This window comes from Peteryoungia rhizophila (genome assembly GCF_004912145.1).
Classification (GTDB): Bacteria; Pseudomonadota; Alphaproteobacteria; order Rhizobiales; family Rhizobiaceae; genus Allorhizobium; species Allorhizobium rhizophilum.
Genome location: NZ_STGT01000004.1, coordinates 1 through 26,590, shown reverse-complemented (window position 1 = coordinate 26,590; position 26,590 = coordinate 1). Strand labels below are relative to the sequence as shown.

Annotated in this window: 28 protein-coding genes; 11 read left to right on the top strand and 17 right to left on the bottom strand. The window is 57.2% G+C overall.

Annotated elements, in window-relative coordinates; all coding sequences use genetic code 11:
• Nucleotides 1-28: 28 nt before the first annotated feature.
• The 9 genes from E9677_RS16120 to E9677_RS16080 all read right to left on the bottom strand — a co-directional run bounded on the left by E9677_RS16120 (nucleotide 29) and on the right by E9677_RS16080 (nucleotide 8,309).
• Nucleotides 29-1,210: an NAD(P)/FAD-dependent oxidoreductase gene (locus tag E9677_RS16120; RefSeq protein ID WP_136559114.1), complete on the bottom strand. Its 1,182-nt coding sequence runs from the start codon at nucleotides 1,208-1,210 to the stop codon at nucleotides 29-31.
• A 44-nt stretch (nucleotides 1,211-1,254) separates the two neighbouring features.
• On the bottom strand, nucleotides 1,255-2,256 hold the full coding sequence (gene iolG / locus E9677_RS16115) for an inositol 2-dehydrogenase (RefSeq protein WP_136559113.1): 1,002 nt from the start codon (nucleotides 2,254-2,256) through the stop codon (nucleotides 1,255-1,257).
• Between the two features lie 10 nt (nucleotides 2,257-2,266).
• On the bottom strand, nucleotides 2,267-3,106 hold the full coding sequence (locus E9677_RS16110) for a 3-methyl-2-oxobutanoate hydroxymethyltransferase (RefSeq protein ID WP_136559112.1): 840 nt from the start codon (nucleotides 3,104-3,106) through the stop codon (nucleotides 2,267-2,269).
• The gene (locus E9677_RS16105; RefSeq protein WP_136559111.1) at nucleotides 3,106-3,900 is read right to left on the bottom strand and encodes a TIM barrel protein; all 795 of its coding nucleotides are present in this window, start codon (nucleotides 3,898-3,900) and stop codon (nucleotides 3,106-3,108) included. Before E9677_RS16105 ends, E9677_RS16110 begins: the two co-directional genes overlap by 1 nt.
• Nucleotides 3,901-3,904: 4 nt before the next feature.
• The gene (locus tag E9677_RS16100; RefSeq protein WP_136559110.1) at nucleotides 3,905-4,216 is read right to left on the bottom strand and encodes a MocE family 2Fe-2S type ferredoxin; all 312 of its coding nucleotides are present in this window, start codon (nucleotides 4,214-4,216) and stop codon (nucleotides 3,905-3,907) included.
• A 69-nt stretch (nucleotides 4,217-4,285) separates the two neighbouring features.
• On the bottom strand, nucleotides 4,286-5,098 hold the full coding sequence (locus E9677_RS16095) for an ATP-binding cassette domain-containing protein (RefSeq protein WP_136559109.1): 813 nt from the start codon (nucleotides 5,096-5,098) through the stop codon (nucleotides 4,286-4,288).
• A 9-nt stretch (nucleotides 5,099-5,107) separates the two neighbouring features.
• The gene (locus E9677_RS16090; RefSeq protein WP_136559108.1) at nucleotides 5,108-6,103 is read right to left on the bottom strand and encodes an ABC transporter permease; all 996 of its coding nucleotides are present in this window, start codon (nucleotides 6,101-6,103) and stop codon (nucleotides 5,108-5,110) included.
• A 98-nt stretch (nucleotides 6,104-6,201) separates the two neighbouring features.
• Entirely contained in the window at nucleotides 6,202-7,176 is a 975-nt protein-coding gene (locus tag E9677_RS16085; protein ID WP_136559107.1) for a sugar ABC transporter substrate-binding protein, read from the bottom strand.
• A 113-nt stretch (nucleotides 7,177-7,289) separates the two neighbouring features.
• On the bottom strand, nucleotides 7,290-8,309 hold the full coding sequence (locus E9677_RS16080) for a sterol desaturase family protein (RefSeq protein ID WP_136559106.1): 1,020 nt from the start codon (nucleotides 8,307-8,309) through the stop codon (nucleotides 7,290-7,292).
• A gap of 196 nt (nucleotides 8,310-8,505) precedes the next feature.
• Between E9677_RS16080 and E9677_RS16075 the strand changes: the two genes are divergently transcribed.
• The gene (locus tag E9677_RS16075) at nucleotides 8,506-9,531 is read left to right on the top strand and encodes a LacI family DNA-binding transcriptional regulator (protein ID WP_136559105.1); all 1,026 of its coding nucleotides are present in this window, start codon (nucleotides 8,506-8,508) and stop codon (nucleotides 9,529-9,531) included.
• A gap of 313 nt (nucleotides 9,532-9,844) precedes the next feature.
• Here the strand turns inward: E9677_RS16075 and E9677_RS16070 are convergent, their stop codons facing one another.
• The 8 genes from E9677_RS16070 to E9677_RS16035 all read right to left on the bottom strand — a co-directional run bounded on the left by E9677_RS16070 (nucleotide 9,845) and on the right by E9677_RS16035 (nucleotide 16,665).
• The gene (locus E9677_RS16070; protein WP_136559104.1) at nucleotides 9,845-10,228 is read right to left on the bottom strand and encodes a type II toxin-antitoxin system VapC family toxin; all 384 of its coding nucleotides are present in this window, start codon (nucleotides 10,226-10,228) and stop codon (nucleotides 9,845-9,847) included.
• Complete coding sequence (locus E9677_RS16065) at nucleotides 10,225-10,425, bottom strand: type II toxin-antitoxin system VapB family antitoxin (RefSeq protein WP_007597733.1); 201 nt, start codon at nucleotides 10,423-10,425, stop codon at nucleotides 10,225-10,227. Before E9677_RS16065 ends, E9677_RS16070 begins: the two co-directional genes overlap by 4 nt.
• Before the next feature lie 133 nt (nucleotides 10,426-10,558).
• Nucleotides 10,559-10,837, bottom strand: coding sequence for an HU family DNA-binding protein (locus tag E9677_RS16060; RefSeq protein WP_136559103.1), 279 nt, complete (start codon nucleotides 10,835-10,837; stop codon nucleotides 10,559-10,561).
• A gap of 35 nt (nucleotides 10,838-10,872) precedes the next feature.
• Complete coding sequence (locus E9677_RS16055; protein WP_235883031.1) at nucleotides 10,873-11,160, bottom strand: WGR domain-containing protein; 288 nt, start codon at nucleotides 11,158-11,160, stop codon at nucleotides 10,873-10,875.
• A gap of 221 nt (nucleotides 11,161-11,381) precedes the next feature.
• Complete coding sequence (locus tag E9677_RS16050; protein WP_136559101.1) at nucleotides 11,382-12,314, bottom strand: amino acid ABC transporter substrate-binding protein; 933 nt, start codon at nucleotides 12,312-12,314, stop codon at nucleotides 11,382-11,384.
• Nucleotides 12,315-12,325: 11 nt separating this feature from the next.
• Nucleotides 12,326-13,222: an amino acid ABC transporter substrate-binding protein gene (locus tag E9677_RS16045; RefSeq protein ID WP_136559100.1), complete on the bottom strand. Its 897-nt coding sequence runs from the start codon at nucleotides 13,220-13,222 to the stop codon at nucleotides 12,326-12,328.
• 47 nt (nucleotides 13,223-13,269) lie between these two features.
• Nucleotides 13,270-15,531: a putative bifunctional diguanylate cyclase/phosphodiesterase gene (locus E9677_RS16040; protein WP_136559099.1), complete on the bottom strand. Its 2,262-nt coding sequence runs from the start codon at nucleotides 15,529-15,531 to the stop codon at nucleotides 13,270-13,272.
• Nucleotides 15,532-16,461: 930 nt separating this feature from the next.
• Nucleotides 16,462-16,665: a cold-shock protein gene (locus tag E9677_RS16035; RefSeq protein ID WP_136559098.1), complete on the bottom strand. Its 204-nt coding sequence runs from the start codon at nucleotides 16,663-16,665 to the stop codon at nucleotides 16,462-16,464.
• A 279-nt stretch (nucleotides 16,666-16,944) separates the two neighbouring features.
• Here E9677_RS16035 and E9677_RS16030 point away from each other — a divergent pair, with 279 nt between their 5' ends.
• From E9677_RS16030 to E9677_RS15985, 10 genes are all read left to right on the top strand, one after another.
• Nucleotides 16,945-18,810, top strand: a complete 1,866-nt coding sequence (locus E9677_RS16030) for a bifunctional diguanylate cyclase/phosphodiesterase (protein ID WP_168801236.1) — start codon at nucleotides 16,945-16,947, stop codon at nucleotides 18,808-18,810.
• A 598-nt stretch (nucleotides 18,811-19,408) separates the two neighbouring features.
• Nucleotides 19,409-19,840, top strand: coding sequence for a helix-turn-helix domain-containing protein (locus tag E9677_RS16025; protein ID WP_136559096.1), 432 nt, complete (start codon nucleotides 19,409-19,411; stop codon nucleotides 19,838-19,840).
• A gap of 10 nt (nucleotides 19,841-19,850) precedes the next feature.
• Nucleotides 19,851-21,665, top strand: coding sequence for a hypothetical protein (locus E9677_RS16020; RefSeq protein WP_136559595.1), 1,815 nt, complete (start codon nucleotides 19,851-19,853; stop codon nucleotides 21,663-21,665).
• Nucleotides 21,666-21,669: 4 nt separating this feature from the next.
• Nucleotides 21,670-21,933 (top strand): hypothetical protein, encoded by a 264-nt coding sequence (locus E9677_RS16015; protein WP_235882989.1) that lies wholly within the window; start codon nucleotides 21,670-21,672, stop codon nucleotides 21,931-21,933.
• Entirely contained in the window at nucleotides 21,899-23,116 is a 1,218-nt protein-coding gene (locus E9677_RS16010) for a YcaO-like family protein (protein WP_328591171.1), read from the top strand. Before E9677_RS16015 ends, E9677_RS16010 begins: the two co-directional genes overlap by 35 nt.
• Nucleotides 23,113-23,820, top strand: a complete 708-nt coding sequence (locus E9677_RS16005) for a TfuA-like protein (RefSeq protein WP_136559094.1) — start codon at nucleotides 23,113-23,115, stop codon at nucleotides 23,818-23,820. The genes E9677_RS16010 and E9677_RS16005 overlap by 4 nt, the downstream gene beginning before the upstream one ends.
• A 131-nt stretch (nucleotides 23,821-23,951) precedes the next feature.
• The gene (locus tag E9677_RS16000; RefSeq protein WP_136559093.1) at nucleotides 23,952-24,167 is read left to right on the top strand and encodes a hypothetical protein; all 216 of its coding nucleotides are present in this window, start codon (nucleotides 23,952-23,954) and stop codon (nucleotides 24,165-24,167) included.
• Between the two features lie 1,070 nt (nucleotides 24,168-25,237).
• Nucleotides 25,238-25,552, top strand: coding sequence for a helix-turn-helix domain-containing protein (locus E9677_RS15995; RefSeq protein WP_136559092.1), 315 nt, complete (start codon nucleotides 25,238-25,240; stop codon nucleotides 25,550-25,552).
• Nucleotides 25,542-25,682: a hypothetical protein gene (locus E9677_RS25900; protein WP_408014734.1), complete on the top strand. Its 141-nt coding sequence runs from the start codon at nucleotides 25,542-25,544 to the stop codon at nucleotides 25,680-25,682. The genes E9677_RS15995 and E9677_RS25900 overlap by 11 nt, the downstream gene beginning before the upstream one ends.
• A gap of 246 nt (nucleotides 25,683-25,928) precedes the next feature.
• Nucleotides 25,929-26,168: a hypothetical protein gene (locus E9677_RS15985; RefSeq protein WP_136559091.1), complete on the top strand. Its 240-nt coding sequence runs from the start codon at nucleotides 25,929-25,931 to the stop codon at nucleotides 26,166-26,168.
• The last annotated feature ends 422 nt before the right edge of the window (nucleotides 26,169-26,590 follow it).

Genomic DNA, 26,590 nt, shown 5'->3' with positions numbered 1-26,590 from the left:
CAGATAACTGGCTGTCGGCTTCTGTTGGTTAGGATCGCAAGAGGGACTTGAGCTTCACGCTGGTATCTGCCAATAGCGATTTGTCTGGAGCGCTCCGCGCAGCGATCATAATCTCTGCGAGACGGACATCACGTCCGATAGTGTTGCCTGGTGCCAGTCCTGCGGCTCCAACTAGCCGGCCTTCAGCATCCAGATAGAAAAGCATGATGGAACCGTCCGTTCCCTCCCTGCACACCGCATCGAGGCGGTCCTCTGCGAGGCCGCAAACCTGCAGACTCAAGTCGTGCTGGTCTGACCAGAACCACGGGATAGCGTCAAACGATGCTTCCGCTCCCATCATTGCCTTTGCTGCAAATGTTCCCTGGTCTACAGCGTTGCGCCATGTTTCAAAGCGTCTCAAGCCGTAGATCGGATGGTCGACACAAGCGCAATCTCCTGCCGCATAGATGCTCTCATCTGAGGTTTGAAGATTGGCATTCGTTACGATCCCGTTGGCGCATTCCAACCCGGCTGTTGCCGCAAGGGACACCTCAGGATCCACGCCAATCGAAGCGATGATCAGATCCGCTTCAATTGTCGTCTTGTCAGCAAGCTCCAACCTGCCTGCCGAAATCCGAGTGATCTTACAGTCAAAATGGAACGACACGCCTGCCGCCACGTGCCGTTTCACGATCATGTCTGCGAGAATTGACGGCACCGCGCGTCCAAGCGCACGTGGACCTGCTTCGAGAACCGTCACTGAAAGTTCACGCCGGACGAGCTCTGCTGCCAGTTCCATGCCGATGAGACCAGCTCCGATAACTACTGCACGCCCTCCTGGCTGGGCGGCCTCATAAATGCGCTTCGCATCGTCCACGGTGCGCAGCTCGAGCGTGCTATCACGTTCTGCTGTATACAAGCGCCTCGGATTGGCACCTGTCGCAAGCAGGAGCTTGTCATAAGGAACCCCGGATCCATCATCGCAAAACACCCGTTTTGCGCCGCGATCAATCCCGACGGCCTTTTTCCCGCTCTGCAGCTTGATGCCAGTCAGGTCAGCGGCAATAGGCTTGTGAAACAGGCCGTCGGGCGACGGCTTGGAGAGCGCTGGCCGCTCATAGCTTCCCAGCACCTCTCCATTGAGGAGGGTTACGTCTTGTTCGCCCGCTTGATGTAAGGCCAGTGCGGCGCGAAGACCCGCTTCGCCAGCGCCTACAATGACGTATCTCATGTGACCTCCTCCCTCGACTTTTCGAACTTAACCGACTGGTTCCTTCAACCCAGGATGTCGGCAAGATCGACGGGCCGCCGTGAAGAGAGCGACCGGGCCGCAGCCTCAGCCATAGCCAGTGCCGCAACGCCATCTTCCAGCGTGACTGGGACGCTGTCTCCGCCCGCCACGGCTTCCACGAATGCTGCCCATTCTGCGGCGTAAGCTGGCATGTACCGCTCAAGAAAGAAGTATGTCGGCTTGGCTGAGACGACACCGGATGTCGTCGACTTGACGACGGTACTTTCCAACATGTTCTGAGCCTGAAGAAGTCCCTCCGAACCAAGCAGCTCAAGACGCTGATCATAGCCATAAACTGCGCGCCTGCTGTTCTTGATCACGGCAACCCGTCCGTCATCGTATTGCAGCGTGACCACGGCTGTATCGATATCTCCCGCAGCTCCGATCTCTGGGTCGACGATTGAGCTGCCAACCGCAGAGACAGTCTTAGGAACACTGCCCATGATGAAGTTGGACATGTCGAAGTCATGGATCATCATGTCACGGAAGATGCCTCCGGAAACCTTGATGTATGAAACCGGGGGTGGGGCCGGATCGAAGGAAGTAATCGAGAGGAGCTCGCTCTTTCCAATTTCGCCTCTTTCCGAAGCGGCTTTCAAAGCTGCGAAATTTGGATCGAAGCGCCGATTGAAGCCGATCATGACAGGCTTACCTGACGCGCTGACGGCCTTTTGACATGCCAGCGCACGCTCAAGGCTCAGATCCACTGGTTTTTCACACAGGACCGCTTTGCCTGCCGCCGTCGCACGTTCGATCAGATCGGAGTGCGTGTCGGTAGATGTTGCGATCAAGACCGCATCAACGGAAGCATCAGCCAGAATTTCGTCGATCGAGCGAACTGCGGCTCCATACTGCGCTGCAAGCCGTTCAGCGGCAGCAACATTGATATCTGCGACTGCAGACAGACGGCTCTGCGGATGGGAGGAAATCGCCGTGGCGTGTACGCCTGCGATACGGCCTGCACCTAGAAGTGCTACATTCAACATCAGTGGATCCTTAGTGGGACGGTGTTTGATCGTTGATCCCGGCCACGAAGGCTTCGTATTCGCTGTCGGGGATCGATACGTTGTGCTGGCGTTCCGGATAAGCTCCGGAGTTCACGTCAGCGACGAACTCTTGGAATGCAGATATGCGTTCTGCCTGTAGACGTTGGAATTCGGCTGCAAAATTCCGATAGGTCTTGGCGTGTCTCGGCTTGTGGCCGTCGGTGTGCCCGAGCACATCTTCCGCGAACAAATACTGAGCGTCAGCGTCAGGACCAGCGCCCATGCCAAGCATGATCATGGACGTATTCTTGGATATGTATGCTCCGATACGGTCCGGCACACACTCCAGCTCTGCACCAAAGCAGCCGATGGCTTCGAGCCGCTTGACTTCGCTCCAGACGGTTGTCGCTTCTGCGGCTGTCTTCCCAACTGCGCGGAAGCCTGTCCACGTGATGTATGAGGGGATGAGGCCTACATGTGCGACAATTGGAACATGATTGTCGCATAGAGCCTTCTGAACGTCGAAGGACGCTGCACAATAGAAGCAGTCACCTCCCATGGCAGTAAAGTGGTACGCTGCTCGCAAGTAGTCCTCGGCCGTCGCCAGATGCTGCCCCTGAAAAGTGCCCCAGCCGCCGTAAGGCAATCCGACCTGCACGAAACAATTGCCTGCGGCTTCTCGCATCTGTGGGCTGAAAACGCGGCCTTCGATTGAGAGCATGTGAACGCCAGCAGCGTTCGCTGCTGCGGCCTCATCGATGGTTGTGACGTACAACATCGAAATTTTTTCGCCTCGGCTTTTCATCGCACGGATGTCCGAGACTGTCGGTCGAGTGTTCCTATGCACCATCAGAGGTCATCCCGTGAGAGAGAAAAAGCCCACCGGAAGGCTTCGAGTGCATCCATCGGGTCGCCGGAAGCATATGCCTCCATGCCGACCGGGCCCTGATAACCCATCTGATGGAGTGCGCGCGCGATCCCGCTCCAGTTGACCTCGCCGGTACCAGGCTCACACCGGCCCGGCACATCCGCAACTTGGATCTCGGCGATCCAAGGCAATGCCCTGCGGCACAATTCGATAAGGTTCCCCTCTCCGATCTGCGCGTGATAGAGGTCAAGGTTCAGGCGCAAACGTGGGTGATTGATACTCGAAACAAGGGCTAGCGTGTCCTCCGCTCTTCCGAACGGAACGCCCGGGTGATCTACAGGCAAATTGAGGTTCTCAAGGGTGAAGACGACGTCTTCTTGCTCGGCCAGATCTGCGATGCGGCAGAGGGTGTCGCGAGCCTTCAGCCACATTGCCCCGGTCACGGTCTCAATCGGCTGCACGGGGAGCCCGCCTTCGCCCAGACCCGTGCCATGGAGATTCAAGCGCTGCACACCCAGTCGCTTGCCAATTGCAGCTGTTTCCTTGGCGGAACGCAGCAGCTCGTCCGCGCCCTCATCGTCGGTGAGCCGCCCGGTCAGATAACCGTTCATGATCGTGAACGTTGCTCCGGTCTTCTCCAGCTTCGACAGATCATGCTCTGGCCAGTTCCAGAGCCCTACACCGAAACCGAGCTCTGTCAGGCGCGTAGCTCGCCATTCAATCGGTCGGTCACGCCAGATCATTTCCGCACAGGCGGCTAGTTCAAATTGCGACATATTCTCAGATCTCGATCAGGATATCGTTGCCCTCGACCTTTACAGGCCAGGTCTTCAGGTTGATGCATGCCGGTGCGCGCTTGGCTTCCCCGGTGCGATAGTCAAAAGTGGCGTTATGCTTCGGGCACTCGATCACATGATCCATCACGAGGCCGTCGCCCAAGTGCACGTGTTCATGGGTGCATATTCCGTCCGTGCAATGGAAAGTGTCGTCGGGGCTTCGGATCACGATGAAAGTCCGTCCCTCATGATCAAAACGGATGAGATTCTCTTGCTCAATGTCATCTTTCGCGCATACGCGGGTCCAGTTTCCCATCTTGATTCCTCTGCATTCGATATGGCGGCCGGACAGAAAAGTGTTCGCCGCCCGCATTAAATCTGGTTTTCATTCAGCAGCTTGAGCATTGCCCGCTGCGGCACTGTCAGCCTCAATCGCCGCCTCGAGGTCGGCCATAGTCTCACCGCCAGCCATGAGGTCGGTGATCTCCTCACGTGTCTTTTCGCCACGTTTGAAATCAGCGGCGATCGCACCACGGATGAGTACAGCGAAATGATCTCCGACAGCCATCGCGTGCGTGACCTGGTGCGTGATGAACACAACCGCGAGACCACGGCGTTTCGCTTCATTCACGATCCGAAGAACGTGGGTCGCTTGCTTCACCCCTAAGGCCGCCGTCGGCTCATCTAGAATGAGCACGCGTGCGCCGAAGTGGACCGCCCTGGCGATAGCCAAGGATTGGCGTTCTCCGCCCGAGAGGCCGCCGACCAGACGATCTCCATCGTCGATCCTCGTAATGCCGAAGTCCCGAACAGCTTTAACCGCTATCTCATTGGCTTTCTTGCGGTCAAAAATCTTGAAGGGACCCCATCCCTTTGTGGGCTCGACGCCAACGAAGAATGATCGGCCGATAGACATGAGAGGAAACGTTCCACCGAACTGGTGGACTGTAGCGATGCCCCGATCACTTGCATCTCTCGGGGTTCTGAAGACGACTGGAAGGCCGTCCATCTCGATCGTGCCTGAATTCGGCACATACACCCCGGACAAGGTTTTGATCAGGGTGGACTTGCCCGCCCCGTTGTCGCCGAGAAGGCAGAGAACCTCCCCAGCACGAATTTCAAGGTTGATGTTGTGCAGAACGTCTATCGGGCCGAACGACTTGCAAACGTCGATGAGCTTCATGATGAGTGTCGACATCTCGGCCCCTCACTTCTTCTTCGAGGTGTAAGAGAGCGCCATGCGGCGGAAGGTGTTATTCATCAGGACCGCAGCGAGTAGCATCACACCAATGATCAGGCTCGAAAGGTTCCGGTCGAACGTCGTGAAGTAGATGCCCTGGTTCACGACTGCGAAGGTGATGGTGCCGAAGAAAATCCCGATGATCGAGCCAAAACCGCCCGTCAGCAGAACCCCGCCAACGACCACCGATATGATCGAGTTGAAGATGAATGCACTGCCGGACGAGACCTGAGCAGAGTTGAACAACATCGCCTGGCACATGCCGACGAACGCTGCGCTGACGGACGAGACCACGAAAAGTGCAATCGTAAGCTTGTCGGTCGGAATGCCAGCGTTGCGAGCGCTGATCCGGTCACCGCCCATGGCGAAGATCCAGTTTCCCCATGGCGAGAAGTGGATGACGAAGATGTAGACGGCCGTAAACGCGAGCCACCAGAGGATCATCACCTGGAACGTGTTGTTGATGAACGAACCGAAGATGAGCTTGGCTACCCCGCTTGACTGCAGGGCGACGCTGGTCGACCCCGTAATCATGACGGATAACCCAAGGGTAAGCCCTGCGACCGCAAATAGCGTGCCGAGTGTGACGATGAGTGACGGTACTGCCGTTCTAACCACGAGCACACCGTTGATCAGGCCCACGATTAGCCCGAGACCGAGGCATCCGGCGATACCAAGCCAGATCGGCAACTCATAATGACCCGAGATGATTGCAACGGTCATAGATCCCGCAGGGATCATCGATCCGATCGACACATCAAGTTCTCCCGCGATCATCAATAGACCAATCGGGATTGCGACCACACCGAGATTGGCGGCAACATTCAACCAGCTAGACGCGCCTGCTGGAGCCAGGAACTGAGACGATCCGAAGATCGTGAAGAAGACAAGGACGAAGAGCAGCCCGAGAAAGGCTCCCGCTTCGGGCCGACGCAACAGGCCGGACGGGTTGATTGGTCGCACGGATTTTTCCTCCCAACGGTGAGCTGTCACTGCAGCATGTCCCACTGCCCATGGCTTGGAGATCCAGCCGACAAGGAACGTCGGCTGGATCGACTTGACTAGCGCGCGCCCTTTTCGACACCTGCGAGAGTGGCATCGATGTTGGTGGCGTCGACGATGCCGGGCCCCGTGAGAAGAGGACGCGTCGGGAGATCCGTGCCGAAATCGATATGCGATGCCAGAAGGGTAACCGAGAGCAACGACTGCAGATAAGGCTGCTGGTCGATGGCGAAGGATTGTTCGTTGTTCTTGATGCGGATCAGTGTGGACTCGCTGAAGTCGAACGAACCGAGCTGTACTTTCCCTGTGAGGCCTGCCTGCTGGATGCCAATTGCGGCGCTGTCAGCGTCCCCGGCACTGATCGTGGCCATGCCATCGATGGAAGGATCCTTGAGGAGGGTAGCTTTGATCGCCTCGGCAACGGCATTCGGATCACCGAAGCTGGACGAGGGAAGCGGAAGCTGAGTGGACTTGCCTCCGCTCTTGGCGACTCCGTCGGCGATGCCTTTGCAGCGCGCTTCGATGTTCGCGGTGCCTGGTAGCGTATTGACGCACAGAACGTTCTTCTGCCCCTTCTTGCCAAAGTATTCGCCGCCAGCCACGCCCGCGATGTATTCATCCGAGCCCACATAGTTGATCGCACCCAGTTCTTTCGCCTTTTCGGCAGAACCCGCATTCATCAGGATGACCTTGATGCCGGCTTCAACGGCCTGCTTGATGACCGGGTCTTCCGACTCCGGCACCCAGTTCGGGATCACGAGACCATCGACCTTCATCGAGATCGCGGTCTGAATGAGTTGAACAACGTCGGGAGCGAAGTTGTCGTAAGTCTGGAGGCGGAGGTAGTTCACCGTCCCTCCATTGGCCTGGACAACGAGCTGAGAGTCATCAATGCCCTTCTTGATCTTGTTCCAGAAGGCGTCGTCGTTCTTGCCGCCGACGACTGCAATGTTTGCCGCTGACGCTGCGGTCACCGTGACAGCGGCAATAGCGGTGGCGGTTACGAGCCGCATCAGACACTTCGAAAACTTCATGACTTTCTCCTCCAAAATTCTGCCCCCTCGGCAGAAGTCACCTGGTTGATGTTTTGCCCTCCGGGCCGGATTTTGCGAGCTGTCTCCTCCTAGAACCAGCTCGCCTATCTCGTTCAGTTCGTGCCGGACGCCTTCGCATTCACGCGGGCCTTCTTCCTTTCGAACCGTGCTTCCATACGGATATCGCCTTCCTTGGTGCCGTCGTGCCAGGTGCCCAACCACTTATCGAGTGGGATGAGGCCGTCACCGCCATAGTTCACCTCAAAGTACTTGTGGTGCAGGTAGTGGGTGTAGGCGTGGCTGTCCAAAGGGGTATTCTCGGTGATCTCAAGCTTGTCGAACCCGATATGGCCGTTGACTGCACCAAATCCGGCCGCGTGCAATTGGAACAGCGCGACGATGGGGTTTGACGGTATGACGAGGTGCCAGAATGCGACGGCGTGGTAGAGGAACCCCTCGATCGGATGCATGGACAGCGACGACCATGGAGAGGGATTCACGGAGTTGTGGTGAACCGAGTGAATCCACTTGTAGAGCGGCTCCTGATGGATGAGCCAATGAATGCAAAAGAAGTGAACCTCATGGATTGCGGGGCAGAGCAGAATGAGGATGCAGAGATAGACCGGGTGATCTGCCCAGCTTAGCCACGGAACCCAGCCATTCGCAAAGACCCAAAGGAACAGAACCTCTACAAGCGTCCACAGCGGGATCGAAATGAAGAACGAGCGCAAGAAGTTGTCGATGTTCTGGCTCTTGAACCAGAACACATCAGAGGGCTGCTCGCTCGGGAATTTTGCATTGTACTTGAAGCGGTTGCCCTGCTTCCGCTTGACGTAGAATATCAGCTCGATGGAGCCGTAGAATGCGAAGATGGCAGCGGCATTTACGGCATAAAGCCAGAGCGCCCAGCCCCAGTTAAGGTTCACCATCACTTCGCGATCCGGAATCACGAAATACCAGTAGAGCATTGTGGTTGCTAGGTGGAATGCGTTCCATGGGAACAGGTATTCCGGGATCCATTTCAGCAGCGAGAGAAACTTCGGCGGCCAAGTCCAGAACGGCGCCACTTCCAAAGGCGCATTCGGGGACCAGTCACCGCGCTTATTCCTCTTGCCGAACTTCAGATCGTCCACTTGAGCTCTCCTCTTACGGCCAGCATTCGCTGTGTAGTTCTTGGCGCCAATTGCCATTTTTCAGGGCAACTTGATGAGGTGGAAGATGCCAAATTGAGATGGATCAAATCAATGCTTGACTTATTGTCGCATGAATGTTGTCTCATAAGTGTCAGAATTGAGCTATTTCTGATACAAAAAGTATCATGGAGCCGATATGAGGCCGACGATCAGGGATCTCGCGGCGAGAGCCGGAGTGTCAGTTGCAACAGTCAATCGAGTGCTTGCGGGACACACAGCCGTAAGTGCACAGACGCGTGAGAAGGTGGAAGCTGCCGCTGCAGAGATCGGCTTCTATGGGCTGGGAGCCATCCAGAACAGAAACTTGGCGAGCAGGCCACGGCATTGCTTCGGATTGCTACTCCTGCAGCCTCATAGGCCATTTTATCAGATGACGGCTGCTGCTTTCCGCAATGCAGCCAAGGCGCTTGATAACGTCGACATAGACCTGAGGATCGAGTTCCTCGAGGATCTATCCCCCCAGAATACCGCTGACCGCGCTCGCGCACTTGCAAAGGAGTGTGAAGCGATTTGCGTGACATCTGCAGTTCACCCGATCGTCAGCGAGGCGTTATCGGAGATCGAGCGGGCAGGTGTGAAGGTGTTTGCTCTCATCAGTCAACTTTCAGCGACCGGTGAGTTTCCCTACATCGGTCTTGACAATTGGAAGGTGGGAAGACAGGCGGCGTGGGTGTTTGCCAACATTTGCAAGGCCCCGGGAAAGCTCGGAATTCTCATGGGTAACCCCCGCTACCGAAATCAGGAAATGAACGAGACGGGGTTCAGAAGCTACTTTCGCGAACATCCCTCCGAGCTGACGCTGCTGGAGCCACTCTCCACGTTTGAATCATCTGCGATTGCCGAAGAAATGACGGAGAAGCTTCTGACTGATCATGAGGATTTGGTTGGGCTTTATGTAGCTGGAGGCGGGATCAGCGGTGCTCTTCAGGCCCTACGTTCGAGCAAGAGGCACGGGGAGTTGGTGGTCGTAGGCTACGAGCTCATGGACGTTACGAGAGCGGCCTTGCTAGAAGGGTCGATGACAGTTGCGATAGCGCACCCACTGGAGAACCTTGCACAGGTGGCCGTCACCAACATGCTTCACTCGGTGGACCGGCGTGGCAACGGTGGTTCCCAGACGCGTATTCTGCCTTTCAACATTTATACCCGGGAAAACATCTAAGTGACGCTGTCGACACTGGCAGCGCTGCTGCTCGCGCTGCAAGACCCCAATTTCTGTCTTCTCTCCTTTCGCGCGATTGATCTCCCGTATCAGCCAAAACCAGTCGATCGATCCCGCAGTGTTGATGTCCGCTACCATCATTTCACTACCTAACACCGGACAGTCCGCTTCCGGCCCCCTTCAGGACATTCCAAATAGACCAGAGGCTTGATCTGCCGCATTTATCTGCCGTCTCGCATCCGAAGTAACGTCGGGTCGACGGTTCGATACCGCTCAAGGCCTTACCGCTCGCCGACCTTTCTGCGCAACGGTTTTAAGGAGAGGCTTGCCCCTGCTGATAAAGCGTCGCACCAACTTTTTGTGCTGCGGCCGCCAGGCGCTTATCTCTTGTCCATATGCTTGCTCGCCGGTCGAGCAGTGTTGAAGTCAACAAGTGCGCGTCTGTGTAACCGATCCCCATGCTGAATATCGAATGCCGATCAATTACCGTCATGACCTCTGTATGGGTCGCGATCGTTGCTTCGCGCTGAGCGGCTAGGAAAGCTATGACTGCGTCCCGTTCTCGTAGGCTACCGAGCGCCAGTTTGCCGACAACGTAAGGGTGGCAGAGCAGCCGGTCATCAGTGATGATTTTTCGAAGTTCTGCGTCACCATATCGAAAATGGTCGATCCAGATTGAGGTGTCTACCAGGATCACTTGGCAACGTCGCTCCGTCGGCGCGGCGACGCCTCAGCCTCTGGCATTGAGCCACCGAGCGCGATCAGCCGTTTGCCGGATTCAACACGCACAAGGGTCTCCAACGCTTGTCGAACAAGAGCCGCCGTTTCCTTCGTGCCTGTAAGGGACTTAGCCCGTTCCATGAGATTGTCATCGAGATTTATGGTAGATCGCATGTCAAGGCTCCTGAAGATGAGTAGCATATTTAGCACCATTTGGTGCGGAAATCTACGACTCATCGACTGCCGCTCATTGAGGAGCCTCCCTACTGGGAGGCTCCCGTCTGTCCGCCCTGGCAGCATAAATGCGTCAGCTATTGAGGGCGTCCTTCACCGCTTTTCCGGGTGTAAACGTCAGCTTCTTCGCAGCGGCAATCTTGATGGTCGCGCCGGTTGCGGGATTGCGGCCCTCACGCTCCGGGGTTTCCTTGATTTTGAACTTGCCGAAGGACGGGATCGATGTTTCCGCTCCAGCCTTTGCTGCCTCGGCAATCTGGCTGAAGACGCTTTCGACGATGGCCTTGGCCTGCGCCTTGGTCAGGTTCTGATCAGCTGCAATCTTGTCGGCGATTTCGTTTGTGGTGGTCATAACGGACGATCTCCCTCTTCTCGTGTCCCCTTCAGTTATGACGATGACGATATGGCAGCGATAGGGTCTGCAATGCTGGAAGTGTTGTCAGGCCAAGGTAAACCACAGGAAACATATGGTTTCGAGTATTCCAAACGTGTCTCGGCGCAGAGGACGTCGCGATGGCTTCGGCTTCTTTTCGTGCGCTTGAGGCGAGACAGCGCCGTGGTCGCATCGTCCCGGCTTTTGAAGGTTTCCATCATCGCGTGGCCGGATGATTCGATCCGGCCACAGTTGCGGATGACGGATGCGCCACAAAACAGACTAGGCTGGATTGCGAACATGCAAAAGCGGCGCATGTGCATCGATACGGTGTGATCGATTCATCTCGCTGATACTTTTTCCTTCAAGATGAAAGGAGTGTAGGCGAGGCGGCTTTGCCGCATGGCTATGTGCGCTCGCGCGTACCGAAGCTGCCGCGCGGTTTCGTCCCATGCGGGTTGCGATCCTCTCGTAGACCGGCCGGTCACCGGCAGCACTCAGGTTGATCTCAAGGCGCGGCAGATTACGGACCTTGAGGATCCACTGGATTGTCAAATGCCTCGCGTACCTCTTTCGTCATCGCTTGCCGCATGTTTATGCCCGAGGGCGGAACTGGTGTATTGAACCACTTCTCATATAGCTCGTCGATTTTGCCGCTCGCATAGATGTTTTTCAGTGCGGCATTCACCGCAGACTTGAACTCCGTATCTTCCAGCCGCACCATGAGGCCATAAGGTTCCGGCCAGCCGAGTGCTTCCGTCGAAAGCGCGAATATCTCCGGATCGGGCGCCTTCGCAATCATGGCTGCGAGCAGTATGCCGTCCATTACGAAGGCCGCCGCCCGTCCTTCTCGCACCAACTGCAAAGCGTCCTTGTGGGTCTCGACGGTCATGACTGCAATATGCAACGCCCTGTCGCGGTTTAGCCCGTTCAATTGTCCGATATTGGTCGTTCCCGATGTCGCGGCGACAGTGTGCCCGGCAAGATCGGCAATCGTCTTGAGGTTGTTTTTCCGAAGTGCGACGAATTGGGTGCCCGTGATGAAGTGCGGATAGGAAAAGCCGACACTTCTGCGCCGCTCCGCATTGTTCGTGCTCGCAACGCATTCTATGTCGAAATCTCCGTTTCGCAGTTTGCTCACCCGATCGCGTGGGGTCCGCTCCACATACTCGACCTTCACCGAAGCAAGCTTCAGACTTTGGCGGATCGTGTCGATCACCTGGAGGCAAAGCTCTGTCGAATAGCCAGTGACGGTTCCATCCTGTTCACGGTAGGAAAAGGGAAAGTCTTCAGCGCTGTAGCCGATCCGCAGCAGTCCCGTTTCGGCAATCTTCTGGAGCGTCGAGGTTGGCGCTTCAGAACGGCTGGGTCCGGCGGACAGCAGAAACAAAAGTGTGGCTGCGGCCGCGAGGAGCACCTTCGGTAATTCCAAGTTCTGAGAATACTGACCTTTCATCGAACTTCTCCCTATTCCACATAATCCGTCGGATTGGCGAATGCCGCCTTAAGCGCGGGAGACATGGGCAAATTGAGATTCATGCCGTTAGGCGGAATCGGCGACATGAACCATTTATTGTAGATCGTCTCGATCTCGCCGTTCGTGAAAACCTCTTTCAATGCCGAATTGACAAGCGTTCTAAATTCCTCGTCTCCGTGGCGCACCAGAAGGCCGTAAGGTTCGATCGGGCTCAATGCCTCCTGCGACAGTGCAAACATCGAGGGATCAGGCGCTTGCGCGATCATGGCGGCAAGCAGAATACCATCCCACACAAAGGCAGAGGCGCGCCCGTCAGACACCAGATCGAAAGCCTCCGAATTGGTCTTTGTAGGGATTACTCCGATATTGAGCTGGTTGGCGCGGTTGATCGCGTTCAGCTGGTCGATGTTAACAGTGCCGGAGGCGGCAGCAACGGAGCGACCCGCCAGCCCCTCGAGACTGAGGATCCCGTCTTGGCGCCGTGTCATATACTGAGTGGCGGTGGTGAAATGCGGATAGGAAAAACCGACCATTTTGCGTCGCTCGGCATTGTTCGTCGTTGCCGCGCATTCAACATCGATCTTGCCGCTCTTGACGAGAACGAAGCGTGTAGCCGACGTTGCCGCGACGTAGTCAGTCGCCAGCTTGTCCAGCTTGAGATGTTGGCGAACGGCCTCGACCACATGATAACAAAGGTCCATGGAGAAACCGATGACGTCGCCCTCTGGGGTTCTGTAAGAGAAGGGGGGCTCGGCTTCTCGGAAACCGAGCGCAATGACGCCAGTTTCCGCGATTTTCTTCAGTGTACCGTTCGTCTCCTCTGCCATGACCGGCGCGGCAGGTGCAATGCAGGCCAGAGCACAGACGATCTTGGTCAGATACTGCATGATGTTCTCCCGTTGGAGGCGCCAGTTGTTGCGAGATTATCGCTGGTTCATTTACGTCGAAGCGCGTTGAAGCTTTGCTGTCGTGTGGGTAATTCGATATCGCAAAGTGGTCGTGGCCGGGCAAAGTAGAAGCCCTGCGCATTGGTGCAGCCAGCCGCCTTGAGGATCAGCAACTGCTCCTCTGTCTCGACGCCTTCGGCCGTGATTTCCATGTCCAGTTCGCGTGCCAGATTGGTGATGGCTCCAACAATTGCCCTGGACGTTGGATGGGTTGGCAGGTCGGCGACAAATCCGCGGTCGATCTTGATTTTGCTGAATGGCATGTCTGCGAGGTAGCTCAGGGATGCATAGCCGGTGCCGAAATCATCCAGTACGACGGATGCGCCCAAGGTGGCGATCGCCTTGAGAGCTTCTCGGCTCTCGGAGCCGGCCAACATCACCGTTTCGGTGACTTCCAGCTCCAGTCGTGTGGCATCAAGGCCAGACGCGGCAAGCGCCGCCTGGACTGTCTCCACGATCCTGCCATTGCGTAACTGAACGGGCGAAAGGTTCACGGCAAGGCGCATAGTGGCTGGCCACTTGCTGGCGTCGGTGCAAGCACGCTCGAGCACCCAGGCCCCGAGCGGAACGATTCCCCCGGTCTCCTCGGCAAGGGGAATGAACCGGTCTGGCGCAATCAGCCCGTGCTGGGGATGACGCCAACGAACCAGCGCTTCAAAGCCGGATATCTCGCCGGTTGAGATCTTGATGAACGGCTGGTAGTGCAGCTCGAACTCGCCACGCTGAAGTGCGAGCCTGAGGTCGATTTCGAGGGCATGCTGATCCTGCACGACCATGTCCATGCCGTGCTCATAGACGACGAGGTTACCACGGCCGGCCGCTTTTGCCCTGTATAGGGCGAGATCGGCATTCTGAAGCAGCTGACCGGCGCTCGCGCCATGGCTTGGCGCGCATGCAACCCCGATACTCGTGCCCACGATGATCTCGTGCCCATCGAGCAGGTAACCGGCAGCTATTGTCTGGAGCAGCCGCGCACCCAGAGCCCGCGCCTCACTGGCACTGTCCGTCCGCACGCGCTGAATGACCGCGAATTCGTCGCCGCCGAGCCGTGCTGCGAGGTCGTGCTCGTCGAGCAACGCTGTGATGCGCTCAGCCACAGCAATCAGCAGCCGATCCCCGCTGCCATGACCAAGGGTATCATTGACGACCTTGAAGCGATCAAGGTCGAGCAGAAGGATGTTGAACCCGGCTGTGTCCCCGATGTCGTCGAGCGCCGTTTCCAGCGTCTTCATCAAGAGCGCCCGGTTTGCCAGCCCGGTAAGGGTATCATGATGAGCCATATGCTCGAGTTCGATGGCCATGTCTCGGATTTCGCGCAGCTTGGCGCGCTCGACCACAGCCTCGCGGAGCGCTTCGATCGCCCGAGCCATTTCACCAATCTCGTCACTGCGGTTTTGGAACGGGGTGATCTTGTCCGTCACTTCCCTGGAGATTTGCCGCGTTGCCTGGACCAATGCTGGAACCGGGCGGAACAGACTTCTGGCAAAAAATGTGGCGATCAGGCCGGTGAGAAGCAGGATCGTCAGCATGACGACCAGCGAATTGCTGAGCAATTTCTGCTGAGAGCGCTTGAGGACCGTCGCCTTGCCAATCGAGACGGCCACCGCACCCAGGACAACGTCGTCTGGACTAACGATCGGCAAGACGCCGACAAAGTAGCTTTCACCATCTATGGTCGCAAAGCCGGTTGAAACTCTCCCCGCCAGGGCTCTGCCAGTGAAAAGGTCCTCCTCACTCGAAATCCACGGAGCTTGGCTGGGGGCAACTCCCGATGATGCCGCGACGGGAAAAAACTGGCCAGTCTGCGCATCATGACGGAAAAGCCACGCGTCGTGATTGGTCTGTGCGGCAACAAGCGCGAGCACGTCGGTCGGCGTGAAGCCGGTAAAAAGGATCGAATCGTCGTCGCCGATCGGTTGCGCGGTCACGATCCGTTCAATATGGCCGTCCTCGTCTGTTCGGATGACGACATAGGTGTAGACACCGCGAAGGGTCGAACTGGCAATCTGGAGGTTTGTTCTCGCCTGGCTGTTCCATTGCTCCTTGGCTGCTTCGACGAACATGGACCAACCGACAAGTGCACCCAGGCTGTAGGAAAAGAGGCCGACACCAAGAAAGGCGATAATGATTTTCGAGAAAAGTGAGTGTTTCCAGGCGATGACCAGCGTGTAGAACCTGTGCAAGATGCGCAAGCTTCGGGACTGACCGGCACTTACGTTGGCTTGCGCCTGGCAAGCGTCATCTGCCATGAGATAATCTCTCCATTCAACACTAAGGATATGAAATCAGGTGCTGGCCTTGCATAAGTACACAAGTCTACATGCTCGGCTTTGAGGAAACAGTTAATGGGATCGTCAAAAAGCCTATAAATGCTTGGCTCTGAGTGTGTTTCTGCTTCCAATTTCGACCTGTGGGCGGGTAGTCGGAGCCCAGCTTTGACCCCTTTGGATTGATCTTACCATCCGTGTTTGACCGCGGATGGAGAGGAATCTGAAGCGGGTGGACACGGTCTGTGCAAATCTTGGGGGTATTCAAAGCCGGATGAGCTGGTTGTTGTGATTGTCTCAGTCAGCTCCGCCAAGAGGCTTCATCACATCGTTGTTATCCATATGCGTCGCGTCAGAAACGTGATTGTTCGCGCAGAATAGCGCTCTAATCTACGGCCATGATTCCTGACGCTGCCAAGAAGCTAGAAGCGCCACTCAGTCCCGATGATCTTGCTATGCTGGAACGGGCGCATCATTCGATATGTGCCTTCAGGCGCTTTCAGCCCAATTCTGCGCAAGCGGAGGAAAGTGCGAAGCTGTTGATCAATTTATTCCAAAGCGGCATACGCAACCGACATCAGTTGATTGCGATGATGACGGGGCGGAAGTTTCCATGATGTTTTGGCTGACGCAATCAGCAAACCGCGGATTTACGGCATGGGTGCAAGCTCTTGTTGTGAGTTCCTGCAGATTGGTAAAGTCGCGCAGACCTGAACGGTTGAGGCTTACTTGCTCGTGCTTTTCGCACAAGGATGTTCGTTCATGGCCGTCTGCCATGCGGTCCAAGGCATCTAGGTGCCCAGAGCGCAGCCTTCTTCATGCGGGCTGCAAGGCCGTGCAGTCGAGGCGGTAGGCGGCGCATGAGGCGGAACGGCCACCCTTCGCGTCGCTCAGATCTTGGTCGGAACAGGTTCAGAGCACGGTTACGTTTTCTGCTTTGGACTTACCCGTCTTCCGGTCCTGGCCGACGTCGAAGCTGACCTTGTCGCCATCCTTCAAGGAGCCGCCGAAACCGAGAGCGGAGATATGGACGAAAACGTCGGGGCCGCCATTGTCAGGGGTGATGAAGCCAAAACCCTTGTCCTGAGCGAAGAATTTAACAGTTCCAGTTGCCATGATAATGCTCCTTGATCGTCTACGCTGCGGATCTTTAACCACTACAATGCAGAGCGGCAAGCCGCTTCACCTGGTCGACTGACTGTGCCCCCCTTCACCTGGGGAAATGGTAGCTTGCCATACAGTCGAGAAAATCGGCATCCGCAATGAGGGAGTGCAAAGGAACATTCCGAAAATTACTGAAAGGAACCATGTGTTAATCGAAATGATTCCTTTTTCTGAATATCGTATTGATTGCAGACTATGATGCCTACACCGAAGCATTCGGAGGGTCGCCACATGCTGATTGGACTTCAAAACCTCATTCTCAAAATGATTGCTCAAGGCGACAGTCTGGATGAGACGCTCATCAGACTGTGTCTGGAAGTCGAGCGCTTGTTGCCATCAGCATATGCCTCCATTCTGACTGTTGACGAGAGCGACTGCCTCCACCCTGCAGCGGCCCCCAGTTTGCCGGCGACTTTTGCTGGCGCATTCGACGGACTAAAGATCGGTCCGGCCGTCGGTGCTTGTGGATCGGCGGCCTTTCTGCAAAAGGCCGTCGCGGTCCTGGATATCGAGCACGATCCTCGCTGGGTCTCGTTTCCATCCTCTGATCTGCCAATGGGTCTGAGAGCTTGTTTCTCGACGCCGATCTCTGGCAGCAAGGGCAGGGTGCTGGGTACTTTCGCCCTTTATTTCCCCGAATGTCGTGGGCCCACGCCGCTCGAGCAGAGCATTGTCGAAGGCTGCATTCCACTGGCGATGATTGCCCTGGAGCGAAACGATCGTGTTCTCGAACACCAAAGGCTCGCCTTTACCGACGTTCTCACCGGTCTGCCCAACCGTGCAAAATTCAACGAGGTCTTGAGCACTCTCCATGAGGATGGGGTGTGGTCGCTGGTGCTCATGGATCTGGATGACCTGAAAACCGTCAATGACACGTTTGGCCATACGGCCGGTGACGAAGCCATATTCACGACAGCCTCGAGATTGGCGGCCGCGACGGCGTCTCACCAGGCGTTTCGATTGGGGGGTGACGAGTATGCAGTCCTGGTTGATACCACCGATCCGCTGACACTCGAGCTTGTCGCCAATGACATCCTGTCTCAGGTAAACCAGCCCGCCACCTGCGATGGACATCTCGTGTTTCTAACCGTCACCATCGGCATGGCGCAGTGCGCGCGGGGCGTGTCGACCAGCCAGGTCCGCCGGAATGCCGACATAGCGCTCTACCATGCAAAGGATACAAGACGAGGCGGCCATGTCATCTTTGATGCCACGATTGGTTCGGCGATGTCACGGCGGTCGAAAGCGATCGAGCTTGTTGCCGCCGCCTTGAAGGATAATCGTATCGAGGCCTGGTATCAGCCGATCGTGCGGCTCGATACGGAGGAAATCGTGGGCGTTGAAGCGCTGGCGCGCCTCAGGTCTCCCGATGGCACCATTATCCCGGCAGCTCAGTTTCATGAAGCCACCACCGACTTTCGGGTGGCGTCGGCTCTCACCCGCCAGATGATACGACAGGTCGCTGCCGATGTCGGTCAATGGCTCAGGCAGGGTATCCCCTTTCAGCATGTCGGGATCAATCTGTCTGCTGCCGACCTCGCCTGCAGCGATCTGCCGGGCAACCTGCTGGAAGCGTTCGAGAGCGAAGGTGTGTCACCTTCCCATGCGATCCTCGAGGTGACTGAATCGGTCTATCTCGGCGGTCGGGATCAGAAGGTTCAAAAGAAAATAGCATCACTGCGCGACGCTGGTCTGAAGATTGCCCTCGACGATTTCGGAACCGGTTTTGCATCGCTGACGCATCTGCTGACCGTTCCTGTCGATGTCATCAAGATCGACAAGTCCTTCGTGGATCGACTGGGGCCGGGCGACGTGGGGCGCCTCGTCGTCGAGGGCTTGCTTCATATTGCCCAGGGTCTCGGGGTTAAGGTCGTCGCGGAGGGCATCGAGACGAAGGAGCAGGCGGAATTTCTGCTCACACAAGGCTGCCGGCTCGGCCAGGGATATCATTTCTTCAAGGCCGTCTCGCCAGAAGCAATCCCGCAATTGTTGATGTCGCGAGGCCAGAAAGATCTCAAAATGGATGATCTGCGCGCCGCCCTTCAATCTCTTCGGGACAGCGAGGTGAATGTGGAGGGTAAGAAACTGTCGGTCTAGCAAGTTTCGGGTCGGTGATGGTTTCGAGTTGCGGTCGTCTTGCGCCGGCCGCCGACAAGGGGCATCACCGTATCGTCTGGAACGCCGTGTTCGGGGGCAGTCGATCCAGCCTGACCCTTGTGGGTTGCTTCGCCCAGGATCCTGCGGCTACCCTTTTAACCCGTTACCGGCGCGTCGAGAATGCCCGGCATCCCGGCTTTTGAGCCGTCGCAATGCTGATGCCTCCGATATTCTTCATTGTTTGCCCCGGACCTTCCACATGTACAGATTGATCCGGGGAACAGGAGGAAGTCGCCTGTGGCGAATTGGCGGTCCGAAGGTCGGTCTGCTTCTGGTTCAGAGGTTTTCTGCTTGATCTGGATGTTCAGATCCCACCCGTTGGATCTCATCGTGTACAGAAGGGGCGAAGAACGACATCGGGAGATCGTCGGGGCAGCAGCAGACGCTGCAGGTGATGTTTTGTCGAGCGTGGAGGATGTTGTAGCGTCGATGATGTTCGGGTTTTGCGACGTAAACAGTCGGGGAACCTCTGATCACGATTGCGCCACCTGTGGATTCGCGCAATGATTGACTGGCACCAATGAGGGGAGGATGACCGATGCGAAAAAGTCCAGACGTGATCGACAGGCATGTGGGAGCACGCATACGCCTACGCCGGAACATGCTGGGTATGAGCCAGGAAAAACTGGCCGAAGGCCTCGGCATCACCTTTCAGCAAGTCCAGAAATACGAAAAGGGAACCAACCGGGTCGGAGCGAGCCGCCTGCAGAATATCGCTTCCATCCTCGAGGCCCCCATCGCCTTTTTCTTCGAAGAGGGCCCGAGCCCGGTACTCGAGGCCAATGGCTGGGTCGCGGACACGCCGACACAGTTGATGACTTCCAAGGAATGTGTCGCACTGGCCCGTGCCTTCATCGCGATCGAGGACAAGAAAGTCCAGCAGAAGGTCCTGTCACTGGTTCGTGCCCTGAGCGGCGACAAGAGCGAGGCATCAGCCGGTCTCGAGGATCCCGCACACAAGACGGCCTGATGTCCCCGTGATGCGATTTCGTCTCGTCACGCTTGGGAGTTGTCGTCTGGAGGATAAGTCGGGTCATTCGGTCAATGTCCCGGCTGCCGCCCTCATCATGCTTGCCTATATCCAGCAGAGACAGGCTCCTGTGTCGAGGCGCGAGCTTGCCGATCTCTTCTGGCCGGGAGCCGGGGAGGCGGCAGCGACAAATCTCAGATCGATGCTGCGGCGCTTCCAGCTCGCTTTTGCTGATCAGGGCAACTGTCCGCTTCTGATCGGTCCAGGTGAAATCGAACTTCGACCGGGAATGCTGGAATGTGATCTTCCGGGCACCGAGGAGGCTGAGCTTGGCATTCGACTGGAGCGGCTGAGTGACGCCGTCTCACGACGCTTTCTCCCAACAGATGCGGGTCGACCCGGCCGGATCGGGCGGTGGATTGTCGAGACCCATGTCGGTCTGGTCGAGGACCTCAGATCCACACTTCTGGCATGCCATGCCGCCAACGAGGCGAGCCTTTCAAGGATCGCCTTGAAGCGCGCTGCCTCGCTGTTGCTTGAAGAGGATCCTCGCGACGAGGCCGTGAGAGCGGTGCTTGCTTCTCTCATCGACCACCCGCACAGTCGGCCGGCCGGGGTTTCGGCTTTTGCTTTTCCGGAGCCCCAGACAGGCAGCTCCCCGGTCACCAGCACGGAACTTCCACGCGTGGCCCTCTTGCCCCCCGATGTCGGCACGCAAGCGCAAGGTAGCGGTTTCGTGGCCAATGCCTTGATCGAGGATCTGACGATCGGACTTTGCACCAGCCGGAACGTCACCGTCGTTGCTCCCTACACAGCCGAAAAGATCAGGGCGTCCAGCGACAAGGTGGCACTCCTGAGGCAGCACCACGTTCTTTATGCGCTGGACACACGCCGATCTGGCGACTGGCTTTTTGCACAGCTCATCTTCCTCCCCGCCGACGAAGTGGTTTGGGCGACCCGTTTCAGACTCGAAGCCTCCGACACGGTCCAGCAAAGGCTCGAAATTGCAGCCGCCATCCAGACGTCTATCGTTGAGCGCATGCACAAGTCCGCAGTGCCGATCGAGGGCTTCAGGGCAAATCCCGATGCCTATTTTTCCTATCTCTCCGGCCTTCAGTCGCTCTCCCAGTTGTCACTGCCATCGCTGAGAAGGGCGCGTAAGCACTTTCGCGAAGCCCTGCGATATGACAAGGGGCTTGCCTTGGCGCTGGCCGGCTTGTCGCGGACACTGACGCTCGAATGGGTGCTGACCGCCCAGGGCGATGCAGAGCTTCTGGCGGAGGCCGAACGTCTGGCCAAGCGCGCCATAGAGATCGACATTACATCGGCGAGCGGGTTCAAGGAACTCGGTGTCAGCCAGCTCTACAAGGGGGCGATCGACGACAGCCTGGCAGCACTTGGCGAGGCAGAGCGGCTCAGCCCGCATTATGCCGACGCCATCTATGGTCATGCCGACAGTCTGACCCATGCCAGTCAGCCTGGTGCGGCGCTCGAAAAGGTCAATCTGGCCATCTCCCTCAATCCGATGCCGCCTGACATCTATTACTGGGCAGCGGCCGGTGCGAGCTATTTCCTTCAGGACTTCCAGCAGGCGCTTTCCTTTATCGACCGCATGCAGGACAGGCAGCCTGCCAGTCGGCTTGCAGCTGCCTGCCATGGAATGCTCGGCGACCAGGCCCGGGCACGCAGTCACCGAAACCGTTTCCTTGCGGACAATCCGACCTTCGAGCTCGAGCAATGGTTGGCAATGGTGCCGCATAAGGAAAAGTGGCAAACTGAGCTTTATCGGGAAGGCCTGCTGAGGGCCGGGTTCAAGGGGGACTGACGATATGGCAGGCGTTGTTATACTCGGGCTGACCGGCGAGGACGGTCTATGGGTGGTCGATCTCGAGGCTGGAGCAGTTCTTCCCCTCGATGCGGTGCCCGTTGGTGACATGGCCACGGCTGCGGCCTATCGCGGCGTCGGTGCTTCATTCATCAAGGGTGTCAATTTCGCGGTTCATGTGACGTCGGCGGCCCAGGCGGCCGAAGGGTTGCACGAGATCGCCCAGGGTCTGCATGAGGTTGCCTCCGGTCTACATGAAAACGGATAGTCCAGCAGCCGGAGCAGGGGAGTTCCGCGCCTGTAGGCCTTTAGCGACCTTGGCCAAGGTCGCGCCGCATCTGGGCCGGCTCGGCATTACACGTGTCGCAAGCCAGACCGGGCTCGACCGGCTGGGAATTCCGGTCTGGTGTGCTTTCGCCCCCAATGCGAAGGCCATCGTGATTGCGCAGGGCAAGGGTCTGGACCACGGTTCGGCTCGCGTGTCGGCCGTCATGGAGGCGGTCGAGCGGATCGTGGCGACAGAGCCAGGTTGCAGGCTGGAGCTTGCGACGGCTTCAGATCATGCGGGGGCCGGTCGCCGTTATCACTGTCTCGACGGTCTGATTGCCCGCCATCAGATGCCACTCAGTGCAGTTGAGCGTGTTGCCTGGGTGGAGGCCGATGATCTTGTGTCCGACGGACGGATCTGGCTGCCCTTCGATGCCGTCAATTTTGACCGCACCCGTCTCGTTCCGCGTTATTGGCAATCCTCCGACGGATTGGCATCGGGCAATACAGCCAAGGAAGCGATCCTGCATGGCCTGCTTGAACGGGTGGAGCGCGATGCTCTTGCGCTGTGGACCGTGACCTCTGGCCGTCGCAGGTTCGCGCGGCGCATTGATACAGATCGGATCACATTTGCACCCGTTCTCGACCTTCTTTCGAAAGTGAAGAAAGCAGGGCTGCAGCTTTGCCTGCTTGATATCACCACGGATCTTGGCATTCCTTGCGTTGCCGCCCTCCTGGCACCAGAAAACCTCGGCCATGGCATTCGCTATGTCGACCTGACGCTTGGGGCGGGTGCTGCACTGACGCCTGAAGGTGCCATCACGCGCGCATTGCTGGAGGCTGTCCAGTCCCGGATGACCTTTATTGCAGGCGCGCGCGACGATCTTCTCCCCTCCGTATTCGAACGAGCGGCTGAGCTGGCGCATCTTGCGGCCTTTTCGGCGCCGGCATGCATTGCTGCCGATGACATGCCGACATTCCATGCCGTGACCACGCATTCGGCTCTTGATCTGACCATCAGACAGCTCGCGACCCGCGGAGTCAGCGAACTTTTCTGCGTCGAGCTTGGTCATGACTGGCTGCCCGTGAATGTCGTCAAGGTCTTTGCTCCACAGCTCGAAAACCCGGATGGAGCAAGACGGCTGCGCTTTGGGCCGCGCGCGCTGTCGCGCAGCCTGCAATGAAGGTCGTCTTCGCCGGCCCGAGCCTTGCCCAGAGGCAACATCTTCGGCCCTCGAATGTGGAGTTTCGGCCGCCGGCGGTCCAGGGTGACGTCATGCGGGCCGTGGGTGACGGTGCGACCGTGATCGGCCTGATCGACGGTCAATTCGAATATGTGGCCCCGGTCTGGCACAAGGAGCTGCTCTACGCCTTGAAGGCCGGTGTCGCCGTTTTCGGGGCATCGAGCATGGGAGCGCTGAGGGCCGCAGAGTGCCAGGCCTTCGGGATGCGCGGGATCGGTCGGATCTTCGAGGATTATGTGAATGGCCGGCGCGTCGACGATGCCGATGTGGCGCTGCTCCATGGGCCCGCCGAGCTTGGCTATGCACCGCTTACCGTACCGATCGTCAATGTCGATGCGACCCTTGAGACGGCTTGCCGGACCGGGGACCTCGACGAAAGGGAGATCAGCCATCTTCATCAGGCTGCGCGGCAAATCCATTTCAAGGATCGAACCTGGAAAGCCTTAAGCGAGGTGACGGGGATTTCCTGGCTCCGTCTCCATGATGTGATCGACCGGAGTTTTACAGACCAGAAGCAACTCGATGCGCTCGCACTTGTCGCTGTTCTCGACACGGCAGCTGCAACCGACAGAATGCAAGTTCCCACCTGGAATTTCAATTCAACACCACTCTGGCGGGAATTGTATGACAAGTCTGTAAAATGAAGCTGTTGCAGACACATAGCGTATCGCGCCACGCGTGTGCAACGCTTTTGCAACGCGCTTCGCTGTGCCGCACGTGCCACACTGGCGTTGTGGGCAATATGGGGTCATGCATGCTTGTGAAGAATGTCGAGATGCCGGTCGAAGACCGTGCCGATGAACTGCTGGCGATCATCAACATGATTGGTTATGCGATCGGGGTGGCAAGCGATATTGGTGTCCAGGACGGCGTATCCGATCTTCAAACGGCGCGAATGAAGCTTGTGCTCGAGCTGCGGCAGATCAGTTTCGGCGACCTGTCCCTGGACGAGCTTTCCCGTCTGGCGCGGGCGCCGGCGGGCCACTGCTGAAGGGGCCCGCATCGTGATTATCCGCAAGCCCCGTTCTGCAAGACAAGGCCCTACAGCATTCCTGAGCGGCCGTTTCTTGGAAGATATTTCCTGCGCGAAACTCGCAGGCCGCCATCGCGGCGGGAGAAAGTCTCGTACGGTCCGAAAGCTGATGCGCGCCACCTGATCGCGTTTTTTTGACTATGTCCGCCGCCGCAGAGCGGGATCGCCTTAGTAGTAATAGGTGGCCATGAGCAGGCCAATGGTAGAGGCGACTGCGCCGGCAAGGCAGAGTGTAAGCAAAGCCATTTCGGTTCTCATCGCCAATACTCCTGTCAAGCCGTTCCGAGATATCTCGGCCCGGCGCAGATTGCGAAGTTGCGTAACCGTGCAAGCGCAAGGGGATTTATCCCGGCGATGCAACCAAAGCCAATGTTCGCGAAGATTGCGGCAAAGTCAACTATTGGTTTAGTGTTTATTGGCGGTCTGGTGTTTCTGTGGATCCGGCTTGCCATCTCGGTTCTGCGTATCGACGGTTCGGCTTGTTGACAGCGATCGCAACCGAGTGCCGAGGCAAGTGCCACCGGGTGCGGGCTCTCACGCCATTTGCGCAGTACACGAGACCGGGATCGCCCGGATGCCACTTTCAGACTTTGAGAGTCTTTCGCGCCCGGTCGATGCGGCTATTCAGCGAGAGGTGGCGATTTTTCGGAGATGACCAGACCGATCACATAAGGGCGAACCTGTTCCAGAACTCTTTTTGATGTGGTTGGGGCGGGCGACCGCCGCCTCGCAGAATTAGATAGTTTGCGGTCAAAATTGCTCGACGAAGGATCGTGTCAGGCCATGCTCATTCCGTTTCTCTCTGGTGCCAGTGCCAAGGGCGAGCGGAAATTGCGGGGGCTCTAACAAAGCAGCTATGGTGAGGACGATCTGCCAGATATGGGCACCATTTGGCTGGATATATGAATGATAATATAACGTATCTTTATGTAAGAAATGATATGTATACGCTTCTTTTTTTGACCGAAGGCGTCAGACCTTGAGATGGTTCGCCCTGACATTCCTGGGATAAAGAGGCTACGCACATCATGGCACAGGCAGTGTCAGACGCGCTTTGGGATCTCGGCCGGTTGCTAAAGGCTACGCGCAAGGATCGGCAATTGACCCAAGAGCAGGTTGCCGACATGGCGGGCATATCGCGTCCTCGTTATCGTGAGATAGAGGCTGGAATCAGTGCCGCGCGCACAACCACACTCATCAACATCGCTCGCGCTTTGGGGCTGGAGTTAATGCTCATACCTCAGACGATCCTTCCAGCCGTCGACGCGCTTCTGCGACATGATCACGATCTCGATGATCTCCCAGCATTCGCAGTCAATCCGGACCGCAGCGATGACGACTGAGCTGCTTTCCAATCTGAGATCCATTTCGTCGCTTGACGTGGCTTCAAAGGATATGAAGGTCGGCACCATCGTCAGGACGCCTGGCGACTACAATGTCTTCAGCTCGGAGAGCAGCTATGGCGCAACCTGAGGCGTTCCGGTGCTCAGCCGGTCTTTTCCCGCCGCCACCGGTGGCCTGCGCAAAGACCCGAAGCCTGTTGCTAGAGCTTTTGCCCGCATTTTTCTTCCAATCTCCTCCAGCACATCGCAGTTTCCGCGATCAGTTTCCGTCCACTGGAACAGCGGCAGCAGTCTTCGGGACTAGTTTTCCAGGGCGCGATTCTGTGAAATTCGATCTCCATGGCTGTGTGATGCTCGACAACGTTGGGATGGCAAGGTGACGAGCCAACCTGATGCACGACAGGCAGCAGTCGCATCCCGCATGGTCATTGATCCCGCAGTCCACATCGAGACGGTATCGGCTGAACTCTTGACGATGGGTTTGACGATCGACAGCAGGCTCGATGCCATCCGAACCCTCGTGGTGGCCGGTGACGTGGAAATAGCTGCGGCGGCAGCCAAAATCCGAGGCGTCAAAAGCATTGAGCGTGAGGGCACAGTTCGGACCCAGCAGTAAGCCTTCGACGTGCAGCGGGGAGGCGAGACCTCAATGGTGTTGGTGTAAACAAGCCAGCTTGGAAACAGCAGTATTGCTGTGCGTCCTGCGAACGCCTGTATGCGCCAAGGCAAGCGAGGCTCGCCAAGTCAATGCCGCGCTCGTGATTTGGAGGACTTTACCCGACTTGGCGCAGATCGCTTTTGATACTCCGAAATGCAGCGGGAGGAAGCGGCTATCAGTTGCATTTTCTCGGAAAAAAGAGGTCTGTGGTTAGTGTCCGTCAAGACCAATTGGGCTTTGGCTTGATCAGCGAGCAGCGTGTCCAGAAGGCCTTGGCTTGTCACCGCCTCGATAGCATTAGCTCGGACCTGTTACCCCTGAATGGTCGCAAATAATGTTAGTTCCATAATAAATCTTATGCGATCTTTGTATGTAGCCGG